The organism is Alphaproteobacteria bacterium, assembly GCA_016722515.1.
GTDB lineage: Bacteria > Pseudomonadota > Alphaproteobacteria > Rickettsiales > JADKJE01 > JADKJE01.
Genome location: JADKJE010000001.1, coordinates 161,193 through 183,034, shown reverse-complemented (window position 1 = coordinate 183,034; position 21,842 = coordinate 161,193). Strand labels below are relative to the sequence as shown.

Genomic DNA, 21,842 nt, shown 5'->3' with positions numbered 1-21,842 from the left:
AAGGCTGGAGAATAGGATGATGGTTCATTCTGACAATAACAATAGTTTAACTCATGACAATCCACCCGTCGTTAGCTACGCGCGCACGTCTATTCTGGTGTGTGTGAATGACAATGAACATTCACGGGTGGCTTTAAAATTTGCGTGTGCTAAATCTAAAAAAACGGGTTGTCTCGTGTCGATATTACATGTACTAGAACCGGCAGACTATCAGGGGCTAAGCATGGTTATGGATCACATTGAAAATGATAAGCGTAAAGTGGCAGAGAAACTTCTGCACGATATGGCTGATTTAGCAAATCAGTTTTCTGGAGTAACTCCAGTGCTTATGTTGCGAGAAGGGATTAATGGAAAGGAAATTGTCGCTGTAGCTAATCAAGATCACACTATCGGTATGTTGGTCATGGGGTCCTCACCTGAAACACCTGGTAAAGGAAAATTATTATCGTGGTTAGTTGGGCAGTTGGGAAAAGAGTTATTGATTCCAATGATTATCGTTCCTGGGAACTTAACTGAGCAGCAGATTGAGGCTTTAGCTTAGAATAGGGTATTATGGTTTGATATGGTTTCACACTATGTACCAAAAGAGGCGAATGGATAACATTAAACAGATAAAGAGATTGGGATATTGGTAGTATGGAAAAAATCTTAAACGACTGTATCGTTACGTCACGAAAGGGTGGAGCTGTGTTATCTCCTCAATATGATAAATTATGTATATTTTGTCATTATGATAGTGATAACCAAATAGCCGATTATGTGGTTGAATGTGTGTCGGCTTTACATCGAGCGGGCTGTCATGTGTATTTTGTCAGTAATTGTCCAATCATTGATGATATATATTTGAATAGGATAGAACCATATGTTGCACATATTCTTTTAAGAAATAATCAGGGTTATGACTTTGGGGCATATTTTACAGGCTATGCCTTTGCCAAGGATGAACAGCATTCATTGGATCACTATAAATCGATTTTGTTTGTAAACGATAGCGTTTATGGGCCGTTCTATCCGCTTGAAGAGGTGTTTAATCAGATGAATTCAAGCCGATTCGATCTATGGGGATTGACCGATAGTTTTAATGGGAAATACCATATTCAATCTTATTTCTGGGTTTTTAAGAATGAACCCAAGGTCAGGGAAGTGCTTGATAGTTATTTAGATCCATTTGAGATGATCGATGATAAGGGGGCGGTTGTTGGTTATTATGAAGTTGGCATCTGTTCTAAGATGTTAAGAAATGGTTTTAACATTGGTGCCATGTGCCCCAGTGAACGGGTTATCTGTTTTGAAAAATGGCAAAGCGATGATCCGCACATCGCCCAGTTAAAGGAAAATATTAAAGCAACCGTGAAGTCAAAAATAAACGTAATCAAACGAATCCGTGCGGCCTTCTCCAAAAATAGAAAATTAAAATATTACCACCAGGTTCACTCGGATTTACATGCGTACTGTACTGGTATTTATGGTTCTTGGTATACGCTTGTCAAATATTTCTCATGCCCTTTTATTAAGGTATCCCTACTTAAGGGAATTAATACCTATCATTATCATGAATGTCTTTATGCGTGTGTTCTGGAAGAATTATATCCCAATTACAGCTTGGATTTGATAGAAGGACATCTAAAACGTGTGCGTTCTTGGGGCAAGAAATAATAAGAGGAATGCAACTTTTTATGAGCGATTTATAAATTTAAGTCCTATTAACTTCATAATATTTACCATTTCCAGCACACCAAACAATGTGTATTGTGATATCTTCTAATTGAAGAGGCCCTATAATAAAAAATATCTTATTTCAACTCCAATTGATTTTAGGGTAATTCCAACATTTCTATAAAACAATAAAATCCTTTCCGTTATTTGATATTTATGAGCTATGCTAGCCATGGTATTTATTTTTTATTTCTTCTTCTTTAATGCAGCGCAACTGAGGGGGGCCACCTCCATGAATCTCGCTTTGCGGATATATTAATTCCCAATATCTCCCATCATAAGGATCACGATATAACGTATTCCATCCACTTATGTCTTTTCCTAATTTTAATAAATAAGTACTAATTAAATCATTTATTCTATAACTTGCTTCATCATTTATTACTCTTCCCTCTTTCATTAGCCAGCTACCTGTAATTTCAGTTTCTGAATTTTGGATTTTCATCATCGTACTTTCCTAATAATAGCTCCAAGTGGAATTGGTTGATTGGGAATCACAAACTCACTCGCACCACCAGCTGTGATACCCTTACCAACAAAACCAGGATTTGATCTAAATACTGGCGATGCGATACCGCTTTTTGGAGCAGAGAATTCAATTATCGTATAACCTGTTGAACTCTCTGGAATAGCCAAAGCTTTAGAGATTTCTAAAGAATTCATTTCAACTATACTTTCCGGGGTGGTAACAAAAAAATCTATAGCACCCGGTGCTCCTAAAGTGGTTAAATCAACATCACCTGTCACGACACGCACTAAAGTACTGGGCAACTCACTTTTAGTCAAGGAGGCGCCAGCATACATACTACCAGCTCTCTCTGTCACTTTTAGTGAAGGTCCAAAAAATGGTGCAAGATATACGGAGCCAAACCCAATGACGTGCTCCCCAAAAATTGGTCCACAAAAAAGTAGAGTCTGTTAACTTTAACCTAAAAGGAGCAGACTATGAAAAAGCGTTACACGGAAGATCAAATCATTCGCATACTTCATGAGCATGAAAGCGGTACTGGAACAGGAGATTTATGCCGGAAATATGGGATAAGTTCAGCAACATTTTATAAATGGAAATCGAAGTACGGTGGGCTTGGTGTATCGGAAGCAAGCAGATTGAAGGCGCTTGATGAAGAGAACCGTCGTTTGAAGAAGCTTTTGAATTAGACAAAGCGATATTGAAGGAAGCCCTGTCAAAAAGTGGTAAAAGCCTGCATCTCGGCGTTTGTTGGTAGAAGATATCTGCCAAACGAAAGGTTTATCAGAGCGTCGCGTTTGCAGGCTATTAGATTTGCTCGCAGCACCCACCGTCATAAGCGGAAGCATGATGATAGTGAGCTGCGTGCTGTCCTAAAGAAACTTGCGCACGAGCGTTGCCGTTTTGGTTACCGTCGTTTGGCTATTTTATTGAAACGAGAAGGTTATGTTATCAATTTGAAGAAAGTTTACCGATTATACCGAGAAGAAAATTTATCTGTTAAACGTCGCAAGGGCAGGAAACGCGCATTGGGAAGCCGCGTTCCCTTGCCATGCTCTCGCCGATTGCACGAAGTGTGGTCACTTGATTTTATGAGTGATGCTTTAGCAGATGGCAGAAGATTCCGTATCCTTGGGATTATGGATCACTATAGCCGCCAATGCCTTAACCTCGTTGCAGACCTGTCGATTGGTGGTCACCGCGTCGTACGTGAACTTGACGTTCTGATTAAGCGATATGGAAAGCCGGGGACAATCATCAGTGATAATGGTACAGAATTGACCAGCAAAGCGGTGTTAATGTGGGCAGAGCATCATGGGATCAAATGGCACTATATCCGTCCTGGAAAGCCTTCAGAGAATGGTTTTACAGAAAGTTTAAATGGGAGGATCAGAGATGAATGTTTAAATGAACATTGGTTCACGAGTTTGCGGGAGGCACGGGTAATTATTGAAGAATGGAGGCAGGATTATAACCATGTGCGCCCCCATTCCAGCCTGGATTACCAGACACCCGCACAATTCGCCGCGATCAACACCGCATTGGGCATACCCAATGCGGTGTTGATCGCGAAACCAAAAGCAGTTATAAAGAACTCAAGACTCTACTTCTAACTGGTACAACAATTGGGAGCACGTCACTGCCATACGTTGTTATGAACTTACCAGAATCACTCATAACAACCACTGTGGTTTGTCTCGTATTCTTACTATTTTAGAGGTCGTAGCCTACGTTACACTTAAATCTTGGCATCAATTATCTGTAGAAATATTTTCTTGATACTCAAAATTTCCTCTATTTTTCTAAAGAAATTAGATGTACTTGGTGGGGGGGCACACTTAAAATAAATCCTGATTTCAATATCTCTATTTATTGAATCTGGAAAAGTTTTATATATTTCATTGCTTTCAATAAATCCCAAGTATGTATTAATTTTCTCTTGGAGTATAAATAGATGAGTATTAATGTCGTTTTCCCATTCTAAATGGTCAGAAATTGTCAACACAACCCGTTGACTTTCTTGGCTTGTTCCTATCATATCTATTTTTCTGATATCAGATACTGACATAAAATTGTTTGGTCCACATTTAACAATTAAGGCCTAATAATTTGTACAGATGTTGGCGGAACAACATACCCACCAGTAAATGGCTCTTTACCACTACCTTGAACAACTCCCCCAATTTTTCAATTTCTGGAAAAGCTAATTTCTGGTTTCCTGTCAAAGGAGCTGTTAATGAAGATTTACACTCTATACATACAACATTTCCTTCGGAATTGACACCCATAATATCAATTCTTGTTTTATAGCCTCCTGGAGTTTGAACTGTTATTTGTTGGACAGCATTAGGCATTTCTTCTTTAGCTCCTTGATATATGGACGCCTCAAATGCAGAACCATTCGCTTTGTTTGCTGCAAGCGTCGCAGCTTTATCGGCAAACCCACTTACCGCAGCACCGATCTCGGACTTCAATACTAAACTGTCTGTTGCTGCCGCTGCACCTGCGACTGATCTTTCTGGAGCAAGTGCAGGTAAAAACACAGAACCAAACCCAACAATAGCGTGGAGTTGATCTGGTGTAAATTGGTCATACAACCATGCCCCAGCTGCATCCTTTTGAGCACCTATCGAGTCATAGAATGCATCCACTTGCTCATTGCCGAGTGTTAAGCGCAGGCCGAGATCAACACCCATGATTTCGGATTGAACACCCTCCGCATAAAAATCAGAGACAGCACCCAGCCCTTTCTTAACAAAACCAGGCGTATTATCACTCACAAATTTGTCATGTCTTCCAGTGCACCCAGGATATTGCCTTGATTGTTGATCAACGCAATGCTTGCTTGTGTGACCAATGTACTGAACGCAGCATTGGCCATAAAGGCTGATGCCGATCCTTCTGCTGCACCGACTATGGGAGCGCTCATACCACCTGTTGCTGCGGCTACAGCAATGGCAATGACGGCAGCAGCAGGTGCTGAAAGGCCGGTGGTTTTGTGGTACCATTCCTGATACACAGGATCGACCCTTTCCCAGCCTACATTATTTTGTTGTTGGAGTTGTCCCAGCCACTGCAAGCCGGGTTGTTGTTTGAGACGGTCAATGGATTGGCTGAGATTTTCTCCCTCCTGGCCTTCATATTGGACCGCAAACGACGTGGCATTGATTTGCTAACCTCTGATTCCGGTGTGGCAGCAAGTGGAGTGGCTACACCCGTTTGATAATTGACTTGGTTGCGCCCTGTCGTGACGCGCACTGTATTACCGCCATAAATGGCTGCGTGAATTTGTGTAGCACGGGCGATGATATCAAAGGAGTCGGTCTGGCTGGCATCAACGCCGTTGCCTTCAATCAGGATGTTGCCTTTATCAACGGTGATATGGTCTATATTGCCCGCACCATCCATATGGGGCACTCTGGTAGCTAACGTGACTTTAGGCGTGTTGAAAAATCCACAGCCATTGCAGCTGATACCGTTGGGGTTAGCCACGACATACTCGGCTTCTCTGCCAAAGATTTCCGTTGGGCCTTGCAAGGAAGATGGATTCGTTCCGGTTACTTCATTAATAATAATGCGTGCTTCATTACCGGAAGTAAGGTTGCCATTGCCGACCACAATGCTACCAATCGTTGATATTCCTGAACTGGCTGAATTATTAACAATCAACCCCTCGTTACCAACTTGTAGTTCCCCAAGCTTATTGTGAGAAACTCCGCCTCCATTAGGTGTGGCAATATTTTCCACGGGTGTATGATTAAGAGATTCTGCAACCGTGGGTTGATTGGCTATGGGCGCGGCGGTGTCTGGCGTAATCACCGTTTGTGCGTAGACGATGGGGGCTAACATCGGCTGCAGAACCAGTAGCGCAGACAGCAGCAATACAAGAGAATGATGTAATTTTTTTAGCAATTCTTGACCCAATTTTCTCATAAACACCGAATGCGAATTAATGGCTATTTCCCACAGAGGGGAAATTGTATACCATGGTATAAAGTTGGAAACAAGGGATTATTTTCAACCGAAAGTTAAATGGGAGATTGGCGCATTTTTGTATGTAAGTTAGCGAAGGTCAGTTTTTCTTCTTCATGAATTACATCTCTGCCCGTGAATTCCGGCCATCGGCGAACGATCCACATCACAGTATTTTGGATCAAGTTCCATGAGTTGTGCAGAGCGTCCTGTTTTTGCTGCTGCAATGAGGGGGGGGCATTAACCCAGGATTGTTTATTTTTTTTCTGCTAATTTTTCTAAAAAATACATAGGATCCGCATCGATAATATTGTTTATTACAATGGCTATCGCTGCATCTATATATTCATCCATGCGCCAATAACTTATGCAATCTACTTCAGTGTCCCTCATTAGATAAAATCTAAATGTACACGAAGGAATTACCACTGAATCCTCATCTTCACCCGAGAATATATCTTCACCTTCATCAACTCCAACCGAAAGTAAAACTTTATTTATATTTTCTAAAATTTTCAAGGATCTTATAACCTCAACACAAAATTTCATTGTCTGACATAAAGAATATTGATCAATGAGTATGGTTTTATTGTCGATAGGTCCTATTCGATATCCGTTAATATAATCTAGTATAGCAATTCGATTTATTCTTGCTTCATACTCAGTCCTATCAGTATCATATTTTTTATTAAAGGTATGATCTTTTAACTTCTTGAAGGTAACAGTTCCGTCTTCGTAATTGAATCCTTCATCTAATAGATTTTGAAGTTTAGGGCATAGTACGGTTTCTTTGACTAAGTTCTCTCTAACATCCCATTTTTTTATTAGATGAATAAATTTATCATTCTTATATAGATTAATATTAGGCTTCATTTAATACCCCATATATTTTAAAGCTTTAGCAAGGGCGTTTGAATTATTCAATATATTAGTTGTTGTCTTATTTAGCAGATCTCCGCTTTGTGATGCCCATTCTTCTGTATTAATATTATAAATATATTTTGTTCCTTCATATTCCGTATGTATTTGACCAGGTTTTTTTCCCGGCTCAAAATTTTCAATATCGATTCGTTCTCCGCTTTTAAGGTAAAATGATTTCGAACCATCGAGTTTTTGACCGTTGGATCCAAATAAATTACCATCTTTATCGTATTTAGGATCATTCAAATCACAATCATCTGGATCACATTTAGGTGACCCAGCAGCCGCTGTTGCCCCTCCAGTTGAAAAAATCACCTTTCCAGTTTTATCTTTAAGTTCACCGTCTTTATACACGTAACCATACTTATAGAGAAGTGCTTTTTGAGCCCGGTCAAGTCCATTCCATAAAGCCGCACCCAAAGCACCCAAGGCAACACCAATTCCGATTGCAACCACAATTTCCGGTGCTGCGATACCTGCTAAGCATAGGCTGAGTGAGGCCATAACTGCCTCATCTGCATATGCTTCAGAAATAAACAAGTTCCTCAAATGAAAAGATTCTAGGTTAAAGGCAACAGGGCAGCCGCCACTTTGAACACTGGCTATCAATTGGTTACCTAAAGCAACCCCTTTTTCAGCATTATCTTCGCCATAGGCATCAGCATATTTTTCTTTTTGGTCATGGAGATATTGTTCATAGTCATTGTTTATATCGCCACTGAATATTTTATCTAATTTATTTTTGATATCTTCTGCTGCTGCCTTAATATTTTTCCACCCATCCAGCGGAACTTCAATATCCAGATGGTCATGCTCATCGACCAGGATTTCCTGCGTCTTGTTGATATCACGATTAACGCCTTTTAGTTGAACATCGCTAGCTGTTTGGTTGCCGATGTAAATCGTGCCACTGCCAATCGTCGCGTGGGTTACGCCGATGGTGGTGTCTTGGGCAATTTGCAGTGATGGGGTGTAAGAAGAAGAGAGGTTCGAGCCGGAACCAAACACAGGTTGCCCTACTTGACCGCCGAAACCTACCGCTATTCCAGCACCGCTGGAATTCCAGATATCTTCATCGGTCAAATCACTCACTGCCAGTGAGCCGGTGTTGATGGTGAGATTGCCTCCGTCGATGTAAGTGCCGTCTTCCTGGGGAGTAGCTTGGGCGATGAGCGCACCGGTGAGGGTTGTTTTACCATCGGTGTTGATAGCAACAGAATCGGTACCGATAATCGAAGTGACATGGTCTGTCCATGTGCGATGCCCCTCGCCACTGCTGGCAGAGGCATTAGCACCAAACGTTCCCGACATACCGGTCACGCCATAACTAATACCCACACTCAACCCACCGCTATGACTGCTCTGGCTGGTTTCCTGAGTGTCTTGTACCGATTTTACGGTAAGGTTTTGCCCTACATCCATGTTCACATTCTGCGCCAGGATATTAGCTCCCTTTACGTTGGTGTCCTTACCGCTATGGCTGATAAAATCATGGCCGGCAGTGATATTGGTTTGCGTATAATTGCTGCCGCTCGTTTGATATTTAGACGAACTGGTGGATATTCCCAGGGTAAGGGAAATGCTGGGCAGTAATTTAGAAGGATCGGTAAAACCACTGCTGGCATTATAGATCGAAGTCAATTGCGAGGCTCACTTATACGCATCCGCCGCCGTTTGGATACCAGCATAACTGCCAGAACCTTTATCGCAGATGCCCTTTAGCGAATCTATCAAACCCATAAAGCCTTCTTGAATACCAACCGATACGCCAATGCTGTTCATCTTATGCGATTCGGCGTAACTGTTAATTGCAGCTGATACCGTTGGGGTTAGCCACGACATACTCGGCTTCTCTGCCAAAGATTTCCGTTGGGCCTTGCAAGGAAGATGGATTCGTTCCGGTTACTTCATTAATAATAATGCGTGCTTCATTACCGGAAGTAAGGTTGCCATTGCCGACCACAATGCTACCAATCGTTGATATTCCTGAACTGGCTGAATTATTAACAATCAACCCCTCGTTACCAACTTGTAGTTCCCCAAGCTTATTGTGAGAAACTCCGCCTCCATTAGGTGTGGCAATGTTTTCGACGGGTGTGTGATTAAGAGATTCTGCAACCGTGGGTTGATTGGCTATGGGCGCGGCGGTGTCTGGCGTAATCACCGTTTGTGCGTAGACGATGGGGGCTAAAATCGGCTGCAGAACCAGTAGCGCAGACAGCAGCAATACAAGAGAATGATGTAATTTTCTTAGCAATTCTTGTCCCAATTTTCTCATAAACACCGAATGCGAATTAATGGCTATTTCCCACAGAGGGGAAATTGTATACCATGGTATAAAGTTGTAAACAAGGGATTATTTTCAACCGAAAGTTAAATGGGAGATTGGCGCATTTTTTGTATGTGTTAGCGAAGGTCAGTTTTTCTTCTTCATGAATTACATCTCTGCCCGTGAATTCCGGCCATCGGCGAACGATCACATCACAGTATTTTGGATCAAGTTCCATGAGTTGTGCAGAGCGTCCTGTTTTTGCTGCTGCAATGAGGGGCGATCCTGATCCAGCGAAACAATCAAGTACGATGTCTCGACTCTTGTGTTATCGGCGATGATGCATGCACGACGTTGGTTTTCAGTGAGATGTGAGAATAATGGCGGGAACTTCTTTAAGTCCAAGGCGCTGAGCAGCAGATAGTCTGCTGTGTCCTGCGATGATAAGACTGTCATCACCCATAAGGATAGGATTCACAAACCAAAACTCAGCGATTGAGCTCTCAAAACCATCTTTCATGCCTCGTTCACGCTACCATGATTAGGGAAAGATATAACCATATTTAACCACCTGGCTGCAGGTCAAAAAAGTTGATTGATCTCTAAAGTCTTGTTACGGGTGTCCCATTGACGAAGATAGGAGAAATCGACTTTATCTTTCTATTGAAGCGATTATGGATTCGCTTCAAGACGAAATGCGAGAGATGTCCGCGACAAAGATCTCCGGTATTTGCGGCACAGCATATTTGGTAAATTAGAAATAGGGAAGGTTATAATAACCTAAAAAGAGCAGTTAAAATTATTACCAGAGGCATAAGCACCGAATAGGTTATTTTAGGATTAAAATACTTTGTCTTTAGGAAAAATAATTCGGACAGTGGTTCCTTTCCATTTGGTGCTTTCTATAAAAAATTCAGCGCCATGCTGCTCAATAATCATTTTAGACAAGGGTAAGCCAAGTCCTGTCGATTCGACCTTCGAACTGTTTGGATTTTGGATAGTACCATAAGGAGATATAGCGATTTCGATATCTTCTGGTGTCATGCCAAAACCTTGATCACTCACACTCATTTCAATTTCCCCGTTTTTGAGGTATCGACATCCGATGGTAACCGTGGAAAACTCAGGAGAATATTTTATAGCATTACTGATCAGATTATTGAGAACCTGCCTGATACGCTTTGCATCACCAACTATCCTAGGAAGATTATCTTCCAACTCTTCATGGAACGTTATATGAGAACGATGGGCTCTACCAATATTAAGTTTAATAGCTCTATGTATGATTGCGTGGATATTCACACGTCCAATTTCGATAGGGTAGAATCCAGCTTCAGCTTTCATTTCGTCCAGTAAATCATCGACAAACTGTGTTAATTCTTGTGAAGCTTCGTGGATGTCATCAACACATTCTAAATATTTGGGGGGGACAGGACCATAGATTTGTTGCTTGATGATTTGTGCATTCGCATCCACGACGGTAAGTGGCCCTCGAAGTTCATGGCTAGTAAGGGAGACCAGATTCGATTTATCAAGAGATATTTGTTTTAGTTTTTGATTGGTCAATTCAAGTTGTGACCTTAAAGCGCGTTCAGTTTTTATATACCAGCGTACGCGTATAAGTGCTTTGGTTAAGCTCCACATCTCTTGGGTCTTGATCAGTGGGATATCTATATCTGTCTTGCCGCGAGATAGGGCATCTGCACGTTGGGCAAGTATAAGGATAGGCGACACAATTTTACGATAGAAAAGGAAAAGAAGAATCAGAATAAATAAGCCACAGATCAGCAACTCTAATAGCCTTGGAAGAAGAAGTGCTGTATAGGTTTCTAATAAGTACGATTCCTTAAATCCAGTTAAGACAATGAATGGGTAATTTTCCATTTTTTCATAATAGAGATAGGAGTTCCCCGCAATAGTGAGAGGTTTATTAAGGATTTTCATGGGTTTAGCGAAATAAGTAGGGCTAAGAAAATTGAAAAAATTAGTGGTTGGCGAAAAGGCATTATCGGAAGATTGAAGTACGACTCTTCCCTGGTTATCAATAACGATATACCTAATATTAGGATAAATAAGATTTCTGGTAATGCTATTAACCAGGTCCACAATATTGAATCCCACTACGATAACCCCGAGGTAATTTCCTGCATAATCGGTAATGCCGGTACCAGCAGGAATAACCCATTGTTTGCTGGGATGCCCAATGGCTGGTTTTGAAAATTGAAGCGTCCACGGTAAGGCTCTGCTTTTGGTGGTGTATTCACGCATTGACATATCTTTGGGATGGCTAGTAATACCAGTTTTACTATTTATAATCTGGCGGTTCTGGGTGTCAACCCAGTCGAAAAGGGACCAGGAGAAGGCGGCTTTTGCACTAATGATGTCGCGGGAATTTTGCTGAAAAAGTTCATAGATAAAAGACGAATCAATCGTCCCATGCTTTTGGATTTGATGCCCCATATTCGACATAATGAGATTGGTACTGGTAAAAATATTGGCTAAATTTTGATGGATGTTTTTCGATTCGATGATCGATTGTTGATACAGTTGATTTTTATTCGCATATTGAATAACCACACCCGTTGTTATTCCTGTAATAACAAGTAGCACACCTACTGCAAGTGCAAAAATAAGGTAATCTCTAGATAAACTAAGAAATGGACTGCGTTTCATTGTTGTTTTTATAAGTAAAATAGGAGATGCCCATACTAGGCTAAATAACTCAATCAATCAACAACTTAGTTAAACCATAGATGATATAATCGTTGGTTTAAATAACATATTTTAATTGTTGATTTGTTTGTGTGTTTTAATGTGTTCGTTGAGTAATTATTGTGATAATATTTTTATTAATAATGTTTTTTATTTTGTTATATTGGTTTATGAAGCTTGTGTGACAAAAAATAAAATTGCAGAATATGGATTTATAGAATAGAATAGGCCAAAGATTAGTATTATACGAAGTTTTTTGATTTTTAACTTGTTTTATTAGGTTAATTTAGGGGTAACTAAATAAATATTTAGAGAATATATAAAATATCCTCTAATGTTTATAGATACGCTTCTAATTGCAAAAGCACGTATTTTTCGACTTAAATTTATCAACATTCAACATGAAGTAAAGTATTGACTTATGAAATTAGCAACAGTTTTTTCGCGTGGTGGCAGTAATCAGGGGCTTCGGAAATCCGCTGTTAGTAGATTTACTACTAATCTTATCGGAAGCGGTGTTCATCTTAATTTATTTAATGATCAGAGACATTTTGTTACAGATAGCGGGTTTGACTTATCCTCTGAGTTTCAAAAATTTGAGGATAGCTTGACTTCACATAAGGCCATGAATCATAAGGTTTTTCATGATCTTGCCGATTTATCAGAAAGACGGGAGATGAGTGCATCGCAGTTTTCTATTTTTCGACATGTATTTTTGGCAAGAGTAGCGCCTACTGTACCCTGCCTTATCCAAGCAGGGCTCAATGCTGCTAAGAATGGCGAATATGAGAAATTAAACCTGATTTTAGCCAATATTGGTGAAGAAGCGGGTATGGGTGACGGAAAACTTGCTCACCCAAAATTGGCGGAATGTGCGTTTAATGCGGTAGCTGAGAGGGTTTATAAGCTTCCACCCATTACTATGATATCCGCCTTTAATAACCCTATTCTACCTCAGGAAATCCTCTATCGTGCTGTGGTTGAATATCTTTATAAAAATTGTCCTTATTTAGTCTCCTATGTACAAGAACGTTTTTCTGGAGGAGATCAGGATAACATTGGAATGATGGCTTCTGTTTATAATATATTCAAAGGATTTAAGCCTTTTTTCAATGAGGCCGAATATGAAACTAATATTTTGCCTTATTTTAGCTCACATATAAACATAGATAAAAGTGGTATGGTTGACAATGTCGATGGTGTAGAATTTATTCATGCCGAGACAGCGCGAAAAATGGCGCTTGAAGAACTTGGGTCAGCTTCAAAGCTTCGCCAAAAAATGCCTGAGTTACTCTCCTTTGCTGAGGTGCAAGGAACTCTTTGGGATGCGTTGGAGAAAACAATAAAAGATGCCCAAGGCCTCAAGAAACCATTGATAATACCCGTAAGTAACAAACTCATCGAACACGATAAATTGAATTTTGCGGATCGAATTATTAGTGAGCGTGCAAATCAAGCAAACTCACCACTTAGTTCTGTACGCACGAGAACGTAATGACACTCACCTATAGTATAATTGTTTGTACTAGAGGTGGTGTTAAACGTAACTTGCGGGAACCGTTTGAAATAATCGAGCTTTAAAAATAATCGATTGTCCCATTTGCCATCGAATCGGCGAAATAGGTTGCAGAATAGTTACTAAGCCCTTCTCTTGATAGGTGATTTTATCGTCTTCGGTCAGGGTGACTTCACAAGGGCTGTAACGTTCACGAATGACCCTGTTCACCGATTCTCGGGAAACGTTTAAAATTAAACCCCTTACATTAATAAAACGGAAGACATCGTGTCTGTTTGGAAGCCGATCGGAACGAATCTGGTGCTTCAACGCGGCCAGCGTTAAAAACTCAGACGAACCATCGTTAATCTTTAGTTGAATCATGTTAAACCCCATATGTTTAAAGGTTACGAGTACGAACGTACTAGCTAAAATTTCCCTGCGTGCATCATTATAACGATGTTTTTAAAGATGTAAACACCAATTATGTAGAATTTATAAGCGAATGGGACGCATTATCGTGTGGCTATTCTGCTAGTGATATGCTCATAAGAAGGGAGGTTTTGGAGGTTACCTATGGCCGTTACAGTCGGTACAGTATGAAGAAATTTTTCCATTAAATTGTGAACGTCTTGAATCTTGACCGCGGCAAGCTTTTCAAGGGTTTCTTCGAGCGGAATGATCCTGCCGTAGCGCAAATAATGGCGGGCTAATTTTTCAGCTCTAGAGGTGCTGCTTTCCTGCGCCATCAGAAGTGCGGCTTTGACCTGATTGCGCGCCCTAAGCATCTCATCTTGAGTTACATTCTGTGTTATTTTGTGTAATTCTTCTGCAATTACATCAACTAAAACCGGTAACTCTTCTTCACCGGTTCCTGCATAGATAGAAAAAATTCCTCCGTCGGCATAATTATGAGGGATACAGGCAATGCTATAAACAAGACCTCGTTTTTCACGAACTTCCTGGAACAGACGGGAGGACATTCCACCGCCTAAAATATCAGCAAGCATGCTGAGGGAATAAACATCATCGCTGAGATATGATATTCCATTGAAACCAAGTACAAATTGAACTTGCTCTAAATCCCGTTCAATACGCTTGTCACCGCCAGTATAATACGCTTGTGTTTGTGTGGTTCGTTCTCCTTTGGGTAAGTATTTAAAAAGCGAGCCGGCAAGGGTTACTAGCGTATCGTGATCGAGGTTTCCTGCCGCAGATACGATCATGTTGCTAGCACAATGGTAGCGTTTAACATAATCCAGTAGATGGGATTGTTCGAATGATGAGACGGTTTCCGGCGTGCCGAGGATCGGACGACCAAGCGCCTGTCCGGGATAAACCTGTTCTTGAAAATAGTCAAAAACAATATCATCAGGAGTATCGTGGGTAGAGGCAATTTCTTGAAGGATGACATTGCGTTCCTTCACAATTTCGTCTGGATTCATGGTGGAGTGTTGCAGGATGTCCGCTAAGATATCTAGGGCGATACCCATGTCTTCTTTAAGGACTTTGGCGTAATAGACGGTATTTTCACGACCGGTATACGCATTAAACATACCGCCGATATTGTCGAATTGCTGGGCGATGTCTAATGCTGTACGTGTTTGCGTCCCTTTAAAGGCCATATGTTCTAAAAAATGGGAGATTCCATGCTCATCTTTACCTTCGTTTCGGCTACCACTATTGACCCATACGCTGATGGTTACCGTTTCGATATCGGGCATATTTTCGGAAAAAATCGTTAAGCCGTTGGGAAGTACCGTCATTTCGTGTTTAGAAGAATGTCCTGATCCCATAATTTAGTAACTCCATTATTTCGTTGAATGTGAAAATGATTAATAATTAACAATTAACAAGCGTTAACGATTGAGTGAAATACAGAGGTAGCGGTTCATATGATTAATTATAATGCTTACTTCTTTTCATTAACGTTAACAAACAGGGGATAACAAACAATAAACCGCCTATAATAGCCAGCAATCCGCCTAACCCCATGATTCCCATACATATTTTTATTTTGGTATTGATAATAAGGCTGGGATCCTTGCGGAGGGCTCCATAGCCACCAGACAGAGCAAGTCCAGAAATATGTAGTATTTGACCAATAGCCAGAATATGGGGTTGCCAGCGTATCATTTTGCCCTCAAGTGGGGCGCAACCAATTTCAGGTAACATGATCTGTACCCAACCAATCAAGGCAATGCTGATGCCAATGATGGAACCATGATAATGGGCGGGTATAGTCACATTAGCACCAGTAATTAGCCACCCTAATGTACCCCCCATATAAAACAGCACTAGAGAATAAGCCAAGCAAAGGGCTGGAGCGGTTAAACCAAATGGGAATTTTTTAAGTAGGGAAAATAAGGGGCGGGCGTATAGCAACGTAATGACAACCGGCAGTACCCCCCCGACATATCGCATATGCTGGGTAAAGAAGTACTGGAAATCACTGCTGGCAACAGGATAAACGAGATAGGCCGGTATGCTTAAAATGGCTAAAAGCGCATTTCCTATAAACAAGAGCTGTAATATTCGGCTGAAACGAATTTCCTGGGAAGTAACCTTGTATAAAATCCATAACCAGGCGATTGACATAATCTGGGTATACGCCATTTGTAAAATATGGCCTCCCCCCCAAAAGAGGAGGTTATAATAGTGTTCTAAATCTGGATAGGAGGCATTTTCAAATTTAAGTTTATAATAGGAAATGACAAAATACACTAAAGCGAAAATCACCATGAATACCGAACTATAGATGCCGGTAGTAAATGCCAGTGTTTCATGCGTTTTGCCTAATTTGGCTGAAAAACAAACCACTAACGCATGGCCAGCCAAGCTTACTAAAAAGAGGGAAAGCCCAAAAATAAACAGTGGATGATAGAAAATGGGGACATAATTATTCATGAATGGTATCCCGCTTCCACCAAAAGGAGATAAGGCCATAGCCAAAGCGCCCAGTCCGGCTAAGACGGCAAAGTACCTGCCAAGTCCATCAAGATATTTGGGGTAAAGGAGAGAGCCCATCGCACCTGTGATCGATAACATCCAAACCAGAACCGATAAATTGACATGTACAGTAAGTGCAGTATGGAAAAAATCATGCCCAGGCAGAATATTCTGTAATACAGGCGTTCGCTGAACAACCAATAAGATAGAAAATATTCCTGCAAGAGCAAGCGCAGATAAAGCTAGGAGAATCCAGGCATAGACTTCTTTTTGACGATGGGTAGTGATAGGATTGTCTATAGGTGCCAATTTTTGACTCATACTATTTAAATAGCTTGGTTTTCACAAGACAAAAAATAGTTCCCTATTGAGCAACAATTAGCTAGTATAAGTGACTTGAACGAAGCTTTACGAGGAAGATATGTCACAAGCAATTGCTACTGACCAGCTAACGATTACCTTTCCTGATGGCAATAGCCGTCACTATCCAGGCCCAGTGACTGGCGATGATATCGCTCGGTCGATTAGCATAAGTTTGCATAAAATTGCCTTGGCCATTCGTGTTAATGGGGAATTATGGGATTTGTCGCGTGTGATAAAGCAGGACGCTACGATTGCTATTTTGACTGAAAAAGACGAAGAAGCGCTCGAATTAATTCGGCATGATGCCGCACATATTATGGCTGAGGCAGTGAAAGAGCTTTATCCAGATACCCAGGTTACCATCGGTCCTGCTATTGAAAATGGCTTCTATTATGATTTTGCACGTGAGACTCCATTCTCAAGTGATGATCTGATAACGATAGAAAATAAAATGAAAGAAATTGTTGCGCGCAATGAGCCAATTGTTCGTGAAGAATGGGATCGTGACGAAGCAATTAAATTTTTTAACGGTTTGGGTGAGCATTATAAGGCCGAAATTATTTCTTCGATTCCTGCAGGAGAGCAGATTAGCCTTTACCGTCAGGGACAGTTTATAGATCTCTGTCGTGGGCCACATGCTCCATCAACGGGTAAAATTAAAGCGTTTAAATTATTGAAAGTTGCCGGTGCTTATTGGCGCGGTGACAGTAAAAACCAAATGCTGCAGCGCGTGTACGGAACAGCGTGGGCAAATGAGAAGCAGTTGCAGGAACATTTGCATCGTTTAGAAGAAGCAGAGCGCCGGGATCATCGTCGTTTAGGCAGAGAAATGGAACTGTTCCATGTTCAGGAAGAAGCTGTAGGCCAGATTTTCTGGCATCGTAATGGTTGGCGTTTATATCAAACCATCCAACATTATATTCGTCAAAAATTGGAAAAGCGCGGATATCAGGAGGTGAGAACACCGATATTGGTAGACCGTTCATTATGGGAAAAATCGGGGCACTGGGAAAAATTCAGGGAAAATATGTTTACCTCGGAATCCGAGGATAAAGTATTGGCCGTTAAACCGATGAATTGCCCATGCCACGTACAAATTTTTAACCAAGGGACAAAAAGTTATCGCGATCTACCTTTACGTATGGCAGAATTTGGTGCCTGTCACCGTAATGAGCCTTCTGGTTCGTTGCATGGTATTATGCGCGTTCGCGGGTTTGCCCAGGATGATGCACATATTTTCTGTACGGAAGATCAAATTACCGCGGAAACGATTAGTTTCTGTAATCTGTTAAGGGAAGTCTATAAAGATTTTGGATTTGAAGAGTTTAAAATTAAATTCGCAGATCGTCCTGAGAAACGCTCAGGAACAGATGCTACGTGGGACAAAGCAGAACAAGCATTGAGAGATGCGGTGTCTGCTGCTGGGTTGGAGTGTACCATTAATCCTGGAGAAGGGGCCTTTTATGGCCCTAAACTTGAATTTGTTTTAAGGGATGCTATCGGTCGTGAATGGCAATGTGGTACATTGCAGGTGGATTTTGTGATGCCTGAACGCCTTGATGCAAATTACATAGGACAAGATGGCAATAAGCATCGCCCCGTTATGTTGCACCGGGCTATTTGCGGATCGTTAGAGCGATTTATTGGTATCTTGATTGAGCATTATGCTGGACATTTTCCACTATGGTTAGCGCCAGTTCAGGTTGCTGTCTGCAGTATCACAAATGAAGTGGATGATTATGCCAAAGATGTTCATCAGGCTCTGGTTGATGCGGGTCTTCATACCGTTTTAGACATTAACAGTGAAAAAATTAATTATAAAATTCGTTTTCACTCCCATGCCAAAGTGCCCGTAATCATTGCGGTTGGCAAGAATGAACGTGAAGAAAGAACCGTCTCAATTCGTCGACTTGGCTCAACCAATCAAGAAGTACTTGCACTTAGCGAAGCGATTGGTAAACTAAAGGCTGAAGCGGCTATACCCTCTTCTTAAAAATTTACGCATAACTCATAATGGAGTGACTTATAAATACGAACGTTAAAAAAGGGGATAATGGCCCCAGGGCAAATAGGGAAATTACGGCACAAAAAGTGCGGTTAATTGATCCAGATGGTGGCATGATTGGTGTTGTCACTATCCAGGAAGCAATGATCAAAGCCCGCGAATTTGGGCTTGATTTGGTTGAGATATCTCCCAATGCTGATCCCCCAGTATGCAAAATCATCAATTTCGGCAAATATAAGTACGAAGCTCAAAAGCGTGCGAATGAAGCCAAGAAAAAACAAAAAGTGGTTTCCATCAAGGAAATTAAACTGAGGCCGAATATTGGCCCGAATGATTACCAGGTAAAACTGCGTAGTATGGTTCGATTCCTTGAAGAAGGTGATAAAGTGAAAGTGACACTGAAATTCCGTGGGCGTGAAATTGCGCACCAGGATATCGTGTTTGTTTTGATGGATCGCATGGTTGTTGATATTGCTGAGCAAGGTAAAATTGAGTTGTCTCCCCGAATGGAAAACAAGCAGCTTATGATGATGATTGTACCCAAATAAACTAGAGAAGGGGGATGTTTGGCAAAACCGTTAACCCAGTTTGTTTGTCAGCAATGCGGATCTGTTCACACTAAATGGAGTGGTCAGTGCGGTCAGTGCCGAGCATGGCATTCATTGGTTGAAGAAACCGTTGTTGCATCGTCAAAGCTTACATCCTCCACCAGTAAATCATCGCAAAACAAGCTCGAATTTTTGTCGCTGGATGGGCATACTATTGAACTTCCGCGGATGAATAGCGGTTCTTCTGAATTTGATCGTGTCCTCGGGGGCGGTTTCGTTAAGGGATCTGCCATTTTATTAGGGGGTGATCCTGGTATTGGTAAATCAACCTTGTTGCTACAGACGGTTGTTCTGTTAGGAATGCAGGGATTTAAAACAGCTTATATTTCTGGAGAAGAATCGGTTAATCAAATTCGTATGCGTGCCAGGCGTTTGGGGTTGAACCATGCAAATGTCCAGTTGGCGGCATCTACCGATGTTGGTGATATCGTCAAAGCAATGAAATCGGCAGATGCGCCGGATTTAATTGTTATTGATTCAATTCAGACGATGTATGTGGATGAAATTGGCTCGTCTCCTGGAACCGTTTCTCAAGTGCGGGGAGCTGCGCACGAATTAATAACGGTAGCTAAACAAAAGAATATTGTACTTGTATTGGTTGGCCACGTCACTAAAGATGGGCAAATAGCAGGTCCTAAGCTGCTTGAGCATATGGTGGACACGGTTTTGTATTTTGAAGGCGAAAGAGGACATCAATTCCGTATATTGAGATCGGTCAAAAACCGTTTTGGTGCGGCTAACGAAATAGGTGTTTTTGAGATGGCTGAGGTGGGCTTGGTTGAAGTCACTAACCCTTCCCAGATTTTTCTTTCTAACCGTGATGGTGACTGTAGTGGTTCTGTTGTTTTTGCCGGGTTAGAAGGCACAAGGCCGGTACTAACTGAAATTCAGGCGTTGGTAGCTCCTTCTCATTTGGCGACGCCCAGGCGTGCAGTTGTTGGCTGGGATCCAAACAGGTTGGCTATGATTATTGCCGTGCTGGCTACGCGCTATGGTTTGGCCATTGCGGACAAAGAAGTGTATCTCAATGTAGCTGGTGGATTAAAAGTTGGTGAGCCTGCGGCTGACTTAGCGGTTGCTATTGCGTTAGTATCATCGCTGGCATCCATTCCGCTTCCGTCCAATACGGTTGTTTTTGGTGAAGTAGGGTTGTCGGGTGAAGTACGGATGGTAGGGCAAGCCGACACACGCTTGCGTGAAGCAATGAAATTAGGGTTTACCGATGCTATTGTGCCCGGTAAAGTCAAAGTTCAGGAAAAAGGGTTAAATCTTAAACTGATCAATCATGTTAAGGAAATTTCAAGGCTCTTTGCTGATACTAATAGTCGGCATGTAAAATCAGAGCAGTCAGTGCACTAGTGGATCTTTAAAAGGATATATAAGGATATATATGGATAGTTTAGCGCTTGGTTACATGGATATATTCTTTTTTGTCATGGTCGCGCTCTCGACGATACTTGGATTAGTATCAGGGTTTATAGCGACTATTTTATCCTTCTTTTGCTGGGGAGGTGCCTTTGCTGCTACCTATTGGGGGCTTAAATATGCGCAGCCATTGATGGAACAATACATTAAGAATCCTTTTGGAGCGCAGATTGCTGCTGCGGTTTCTGTGTTTATTATCAGCTTTATCATCATTGGTATTATTAATTCGCAGCTACTCAGGGTCACACGGCATTTGCGCATGGGTATTTTTGATATGAGCCTGGGGGCGGCTTTCGGTTTCGTGCGTGGTGCTGCTGTTGTGGTCGTGTTCGTATTTTCAGTTCTCCTGGTTAATAGTATGCTGATTTCTGGAGGCAATGACGACAAACATGAAGGCATTGATCGGAGTCACAAGCAAAGCATCAAAGAGAAAACTGAAAAACAACAAGTCAAAAACAAGGAAGTTGAGCCTTTGTGGCTTAAGAAATCACAAAGTTATAAGCTCGCACGTAATGTCATTTTAGTGATTCTTGAAAATGCCAAAGATTATCCGCAGATGATGAAGTTATTAGCCATGATGCAAGGTGATTCTTCATTGATGGGAGCGTTAGACACCAATGGGGTAAATTCAGAAATGATGGCTAAAAAAGCGGCCTTATTGCTAGATCCTGTTGTGCAGAAAAACATTTTTAACAAATATCAAACTAGCAATGAAACTATGACAGAAATGCAGCATATTATGTTATCGATGGATATTTTAGTGGCTTATAAAAAATCGGTTCAGGAAGGGCTGATCCCAAAAGCTAAACAATTGGACGGAGCGGAGATAGATAGTGCGGTTATCAAGCTTGGTCATGATCTCAAAATTGTTGAGTTACAGGCTAAAGAAAAAGAAATTCTGGGTAAGTAGGCTATTTTGGCGGGCAATCCATGGCGGC

The 21,842-nt window shown here is 41.4% G+C and carries 22 protein-coding genes and 2 pseudogenes; 8 read left to right on the top strand and 16 right to left on the bottom strand.

The genetic code is table 11. The features are described from left to right. Positions 1-16 precede the first annotated feature (16 nt). Positions 17-541: a universal stress protein gene (locus IPP74_00800; GenBank protein MBL0317840.1), complete on the top strand. Its 525-nt coding sequence runs from the start codon at positions 17-19 to the stop codon at positions 539-541. A gap of 95 nt (positions 542-636) precedes the next feature. Next, a complete protein-coding gene (locus IPP74_00795) occupies positions 637-1,656 on the top strand; it encodes a hypothetical protein (GenBank protein MBL0317839.1) in 1,020 nt (339 codons plus the stop codon). 226 nt (positions 1,657-1,882) lie between these two features. On the opposite strand, the gene IPP74_00790 is transcribed toward IPP74_00795, so the two are convergent. Together IPP74_00790 and IPP74_00785 are read right to left on the bottom strand one after the other, a co-directional pair. Beyond that, the gene (locus IPP74_00790; GenBank protein MBL0317838.1) at positions 1,883-2,161 is read right to left on the bottom strand and encodes a hypothetical protein; all 279 of its coding nucleotides are present in this window, start codon (positions 2,159-2,161) and stop codon (positions 1,883-1,885) included. Further along, positions 2,161-2,502 (bottom strand): hypothetical protein, encoded by a 342-nt coding sequence (locus IPP74_00785; protein ID MBL0317837.1) that lies wholly within the window; start codon positions 2,500-2,502, stop codon positions 2,161-2,163. The genes IPP74_00790 and IPP74_00785 overlap by 1 nt, the downstream gene beginning before the upstream one ends. Positions 2,503-2,661: 159 nt before the next feature. Here IPP74_00785 and IPP74_00780 point away from each other — a divergent pair. Further along, positions 2,662-3,708, top strand: a pseudogene (locus tag IPP74_00780) (IS3 family transposase). 215 nt (positions 3,709-3,923) lie between these two features. On the opposite strand, the gene IPP74_00775 reads toward IPP74_00780, so the two are convergent. From IPP74_00775 to IPP74_00725, 11 genes and pseudogenes are all read right to left on the bottom strand, one after another. Further along, positions 3,924-4,253 carry a hypothetical protein gene (locus IPP74_00775; protein MBL0317836.1) on the bottom strand — a complete coding sequence of 110 codons (330 nt, stop codon included), beginning with the start codon at positions 4,251-4,253 and terminating at the stop codon, positions 3,924-3,926. Between the two features lie 19 nt (positions 4,254-4,272). Continuing rightward, positions 4,273-4,965, bottom strand: a complete 693-nt coding sequence (locus IPP74_00770; protein ID MBL0317835.1) for a hypothetical protein — start codon at positions 4,963-4,965, stop codon at positions 4,273-4,275. Further along, positions 4,962-5,204, bottom strand: a complete 243-nt coding sequence (locus IPP74_00765; protein MBL0317834.1) for a hypothetical protein — start codon at positions 5,202-5,204, stop codon at positions 4,962-4,964. The genes IPP74_00770 and IPP74_00765 overlap by 4 nt, the downstream gene beginning before the upstream one ends. A 20-nt stretch (positions 5,205-5,224) precedes the next feature. Further along, entirely contained in the window at positions 5,225-6,118 is an 894-nt protein-coding gene (locus tag IPP74_00760) for a filamentous hemagglutinin N-terminal domain-containing protein (GenBank protein MBL0317833.1), read from the bottom strand. 294 nt (positions 6,119-6,412) lie between these two features. After that, a complete protein-coding gene (locus tag IPP74_00755; protein MBL0317832.1) occupies positions 6,413-7,030 on the bottom strand; it encodes a hypothetical protein in 618 nt (205 codons plus the stop codon). Further along, positions 7,031-8,719: a hemagglutinin repeat-containing protein gene (locus tag IPP74_00750; protein ID MBL0317831.1), complete on the bottom strand. Its 1,689-nt coding sequence runs from the start codon at positions 8,717-8,719 to the stop codon at positions 7,031-7,033. It abuts the gene before it with no gap. 9 nt (positions 8,720-8,728) lie between these two features. Further along, entirely contained in the window at positions 8,729-8,920 is a 192-nt protein-coding gene (locus IPP74_00745) for a hypothetical protein (protein MBL0317830.1), read from the bottom strand. Beyond that, on the bottom strand, positions 8,883-9,356 hold the full coding sequence (locus IPP74_00740; GenBank protein MBL0317829.1) for a filamentous hemagglutinin N-terminal domain-containing protein: 474 nt from the start codon (positions 9,354-9,356) through the stop codon (positions 8,883-8,885). The genes IPP74_00745 and IPP74_00740 overlap by 38 nt, the downstream gene beginning before the upstream one ends. Positions 9,357-9,372: 16 nt before the next feature. Continuing rightward, the gene (locus IPP74_00735) at positions 9,373-9,660 is read right to left on the bottom strand and encodes a site-specific DNA-methyltransferase (protein ID MBL0317828.1); all 288 of its coding nucleotides are present in this window, start codon (positions 9,658-9,660) and stop codon (positions 9,373-9,375) included. Beyond that, positions 9,555-9,867, bottom strand: a pseudogene (locus IPP74_00730) (ParB N-terminal domain-containing protein). Before IPP74_00730 ends, IPP74_00735 begins: the two are co-directional and overlap by 106 nt. A gap of 320 nt (positions 9,868-10,187) precedes the next feature. Continuing rightward, the gene (locus IPP74_00725; protein ID MBL0317827.1) at positions 10,188-12,020 is read right to left on the bottom strand and encodes a sensor histidine kinase; all 1,833 of its coding nucleotides are present in this window, start codon (positions 12,018-12,020) and stop codon (positions 10,188-10,190) included. A 460-nt stretch (positions 12,021-12,480) separates the two neighbouring features. On the opposite strand from IPP74_00725, the gene IPP74_00720 reads away from it, so the two are divergent. Next, positions 12,481-13,554 (top strand): hypothetical protein, encoded by a 1,074-nt coding sequence (locus IPP74_00720; protein MBL0317826.1) that lies wholly within the window; start codon positions 12,481-12,483, stop codon positions 13,552-13,554. 42 nt (positions 13,555-13,596) lie between these two features. Here IPP74_00720 and IPP74_00715 read toward each other — a convergent pair whose 3' ends face one another. The 3 genes from IPP74_00715 to IPP74_00705 all read right to left on the bottom strand — a co-directional run bounded on the left by IPP74_00715 (position 13,597) and on the right by IPP74_00705 (position 16,824). Then, positions 13,597-13,938, bottom strand: a complete 342-nt coding sequence (locus IPP74_00715; protein ID MBL0317825.1) for a hypothetical protein — start codon at positions 13,936-13,938, stop codon at positions 13,597-13,599. Positions 13,939-14,069: 131 nt separating this feature from the next. Beyond that, complete coding sequence (locus tag IPP74_00710; GenBank protein ID MBL0317824.1) at positions 14,070-15,350, bottom strand: insulinase family protein; 1,281 nt, start codon at positions 15,348-15,350, stop codon at positions 14,070-14,072. A gap of 103 nt (positions 15,351-15,453) precedes the next feature. Continuing rightward, positions 15,454-16,824, bottom strand: coding sequence for a cbb3-type cytochrome c oxidase subunit I (locus tag IPP74_00705; protein MBL0317823.1), 1,371 nt, complete (start codon positions 16,822-16,824; stop codon positions 15,454-15,456). Positions 16,825-16,924: 100 nt separating this feature from the next. Here IPP74_00705 and thrS point away from each other — a divergent pair, with 100 nt between their 5' ends. The 4 genes from thrS to IPP74_00685 are packed head-to-tail and all read left to right on the top strand — an operon-like array spanning position 16,925 to position 21,814. Beyond that, on the top strand, positions 16,925-18,859 hold the full coding sequence (gene thrS / locus IPP74_00700) for a threonine--tRNA ligase (GenBank protein ID MBL0317822.1): 1,935 nt from the start codon (positions 16,925-16,927) through the stop codon (positions 18,857-18,859). A gap of 32 nt (positions 18,860-18,891) precedes the next feature. After that, on the top strand, positions 18,892-19,419 hold the full coding sequence (locus tag IPP74_00695; protein MBL0317821.1) for a translation initiation factor IF-3: 528 nt from the start codon (positions 18,892-18,894) through the stop codon (positions 19,417-19,419). Between the two features lie 18 nt (positions 19,420-19,437). Then, positions 19,438-20,838, top strand: coding sequence for a DNA repair protein RadA (gene radA / locus IPP74_00690; GenBank protein MBL0317820.1), 1,401 nt, complete (start codon positions 19,438-19,440; stop codon positions 20,836-20,838). A 31-nt stretch (positions 20,839-20,869) separates the two neighbouring features. Then, the gene (locus tag IPP74_00685; GenBank protein MBL0317819.1) at positions 20,870-21,814 is read left to right on the top strand and encodes a CvpA family protein; all 945 of its coding nucleotides are present in this window, start codon (positions 20,870-20,872) and stop codon (positions 21,812-21,814) included. Positions 21,815-21,842 lie beyond the last annotated feature (28 nt).

Excerpts from the sequence above, each read along its gene's own strand:
- IPP74_00725 (MBL0317827.1), bottom strand. The coding sequence starts at position 12,020 with ATGAAACGCAGTCCATTTCTTAGTTTATCTAGAGATTACCTTATTTTT.
- IPP74_00715 (MBL0317825.1), bottom strand. The coding sequence starts at position 13,938 with ATGATTCAACTAAAGATTAACGATGGTTCGTCTGAGTTTTTAACGCTG.
- IPP74_00790 (MBL0317838.1), bottom strand. The coding sequence starts at position 2,161 with ATGAAAATCCAAAATTCAGAAACTGAAATTACAGGTAGCTGGCTAATG.
- IPP74_00775 (MBL0317836.1), bottom strand. The coding sequence starts at position 4,253 with ATGTCAGTATCTGATATCAGAAAAATAGATATGATAGGAACAAGCCAA.
- IPP74_00705 (MBL0317823.1), bottom strand. The coding sequence starts at position 16,824 with ATGAGTCAAAAATTGGCACCTATAGACAATCCTATCACTACCCATCGT.
- IPP74_00710 (MBL0317824.1), bottom strand. The coding sequence starts at position 15,350 with ATGGGATCAGGACATTCTTCTAAACACGAAATGACGGTACTTCCCAAC.
- IPP74_00760 (MBL0317833.1), bottom strand. The coding sequence starts at position 6,118 with ATGAGAAAATTGGGTCAAGAATTGCTAAAAAAATTACATCATTCTCTT.
- IPP74_00685 (MBL0317819.1), top strand. The coding sequence starts at position 20,870 with ATGGATAGTTTAGCGCTTGGTTACATGGATATATTCTTTTTTGTCATG.
- IPP74_00755 (MBL0317832.1), bottom strand. The coding sequence starts at position 7,030 with ATGAAGCCTAATATTAATCTATATAAGAATGATAAATTTATTCATCTA.
- IPP74_00800 (MBL0317840.1), top strand. The coding sequence starts at position 17 with ATGATGGTTCATTCTGACAATAACAATAGTTTAACTCATGACAATCCA.
- IPP74_00745 (MBL0317830.1), bottom strand. The coding sequence starts at position 8,920 with ATGTCGTGGCTAACCCCAACGGTATCAGCTGCAATTAACAGTTACGCC.
- IPP74_00795 (MBL0317839.1), top strand. The coding sequence starts at position 637 with ATGGAAAAAATCTTAAACGACTGTATCGTTACGTCACGAAAGGGTGGA.
- IPP74_00740 (MBL0317829.1), bottom strand. The coding sequence starts at position 9,356 with ATGAGAAAATTGGGACAAGAATTGCTAAGAAAATTACATCATTCTCTT.
- IPP74_00720 (MBL0317826.1), top strand. The coding sequence starts at position 12,481 with ATGAAATTAGCAACAGTTTTTTCGCGTGGTGGCAGTAATCAGGGGCTT.
- thrS (MBL0317822.1), top strand. The coding sequence starts at position 16,925 with ATGTCACAAGCAATTGCTACTGACCAGCTAACGATTACCTTTCCTGAT.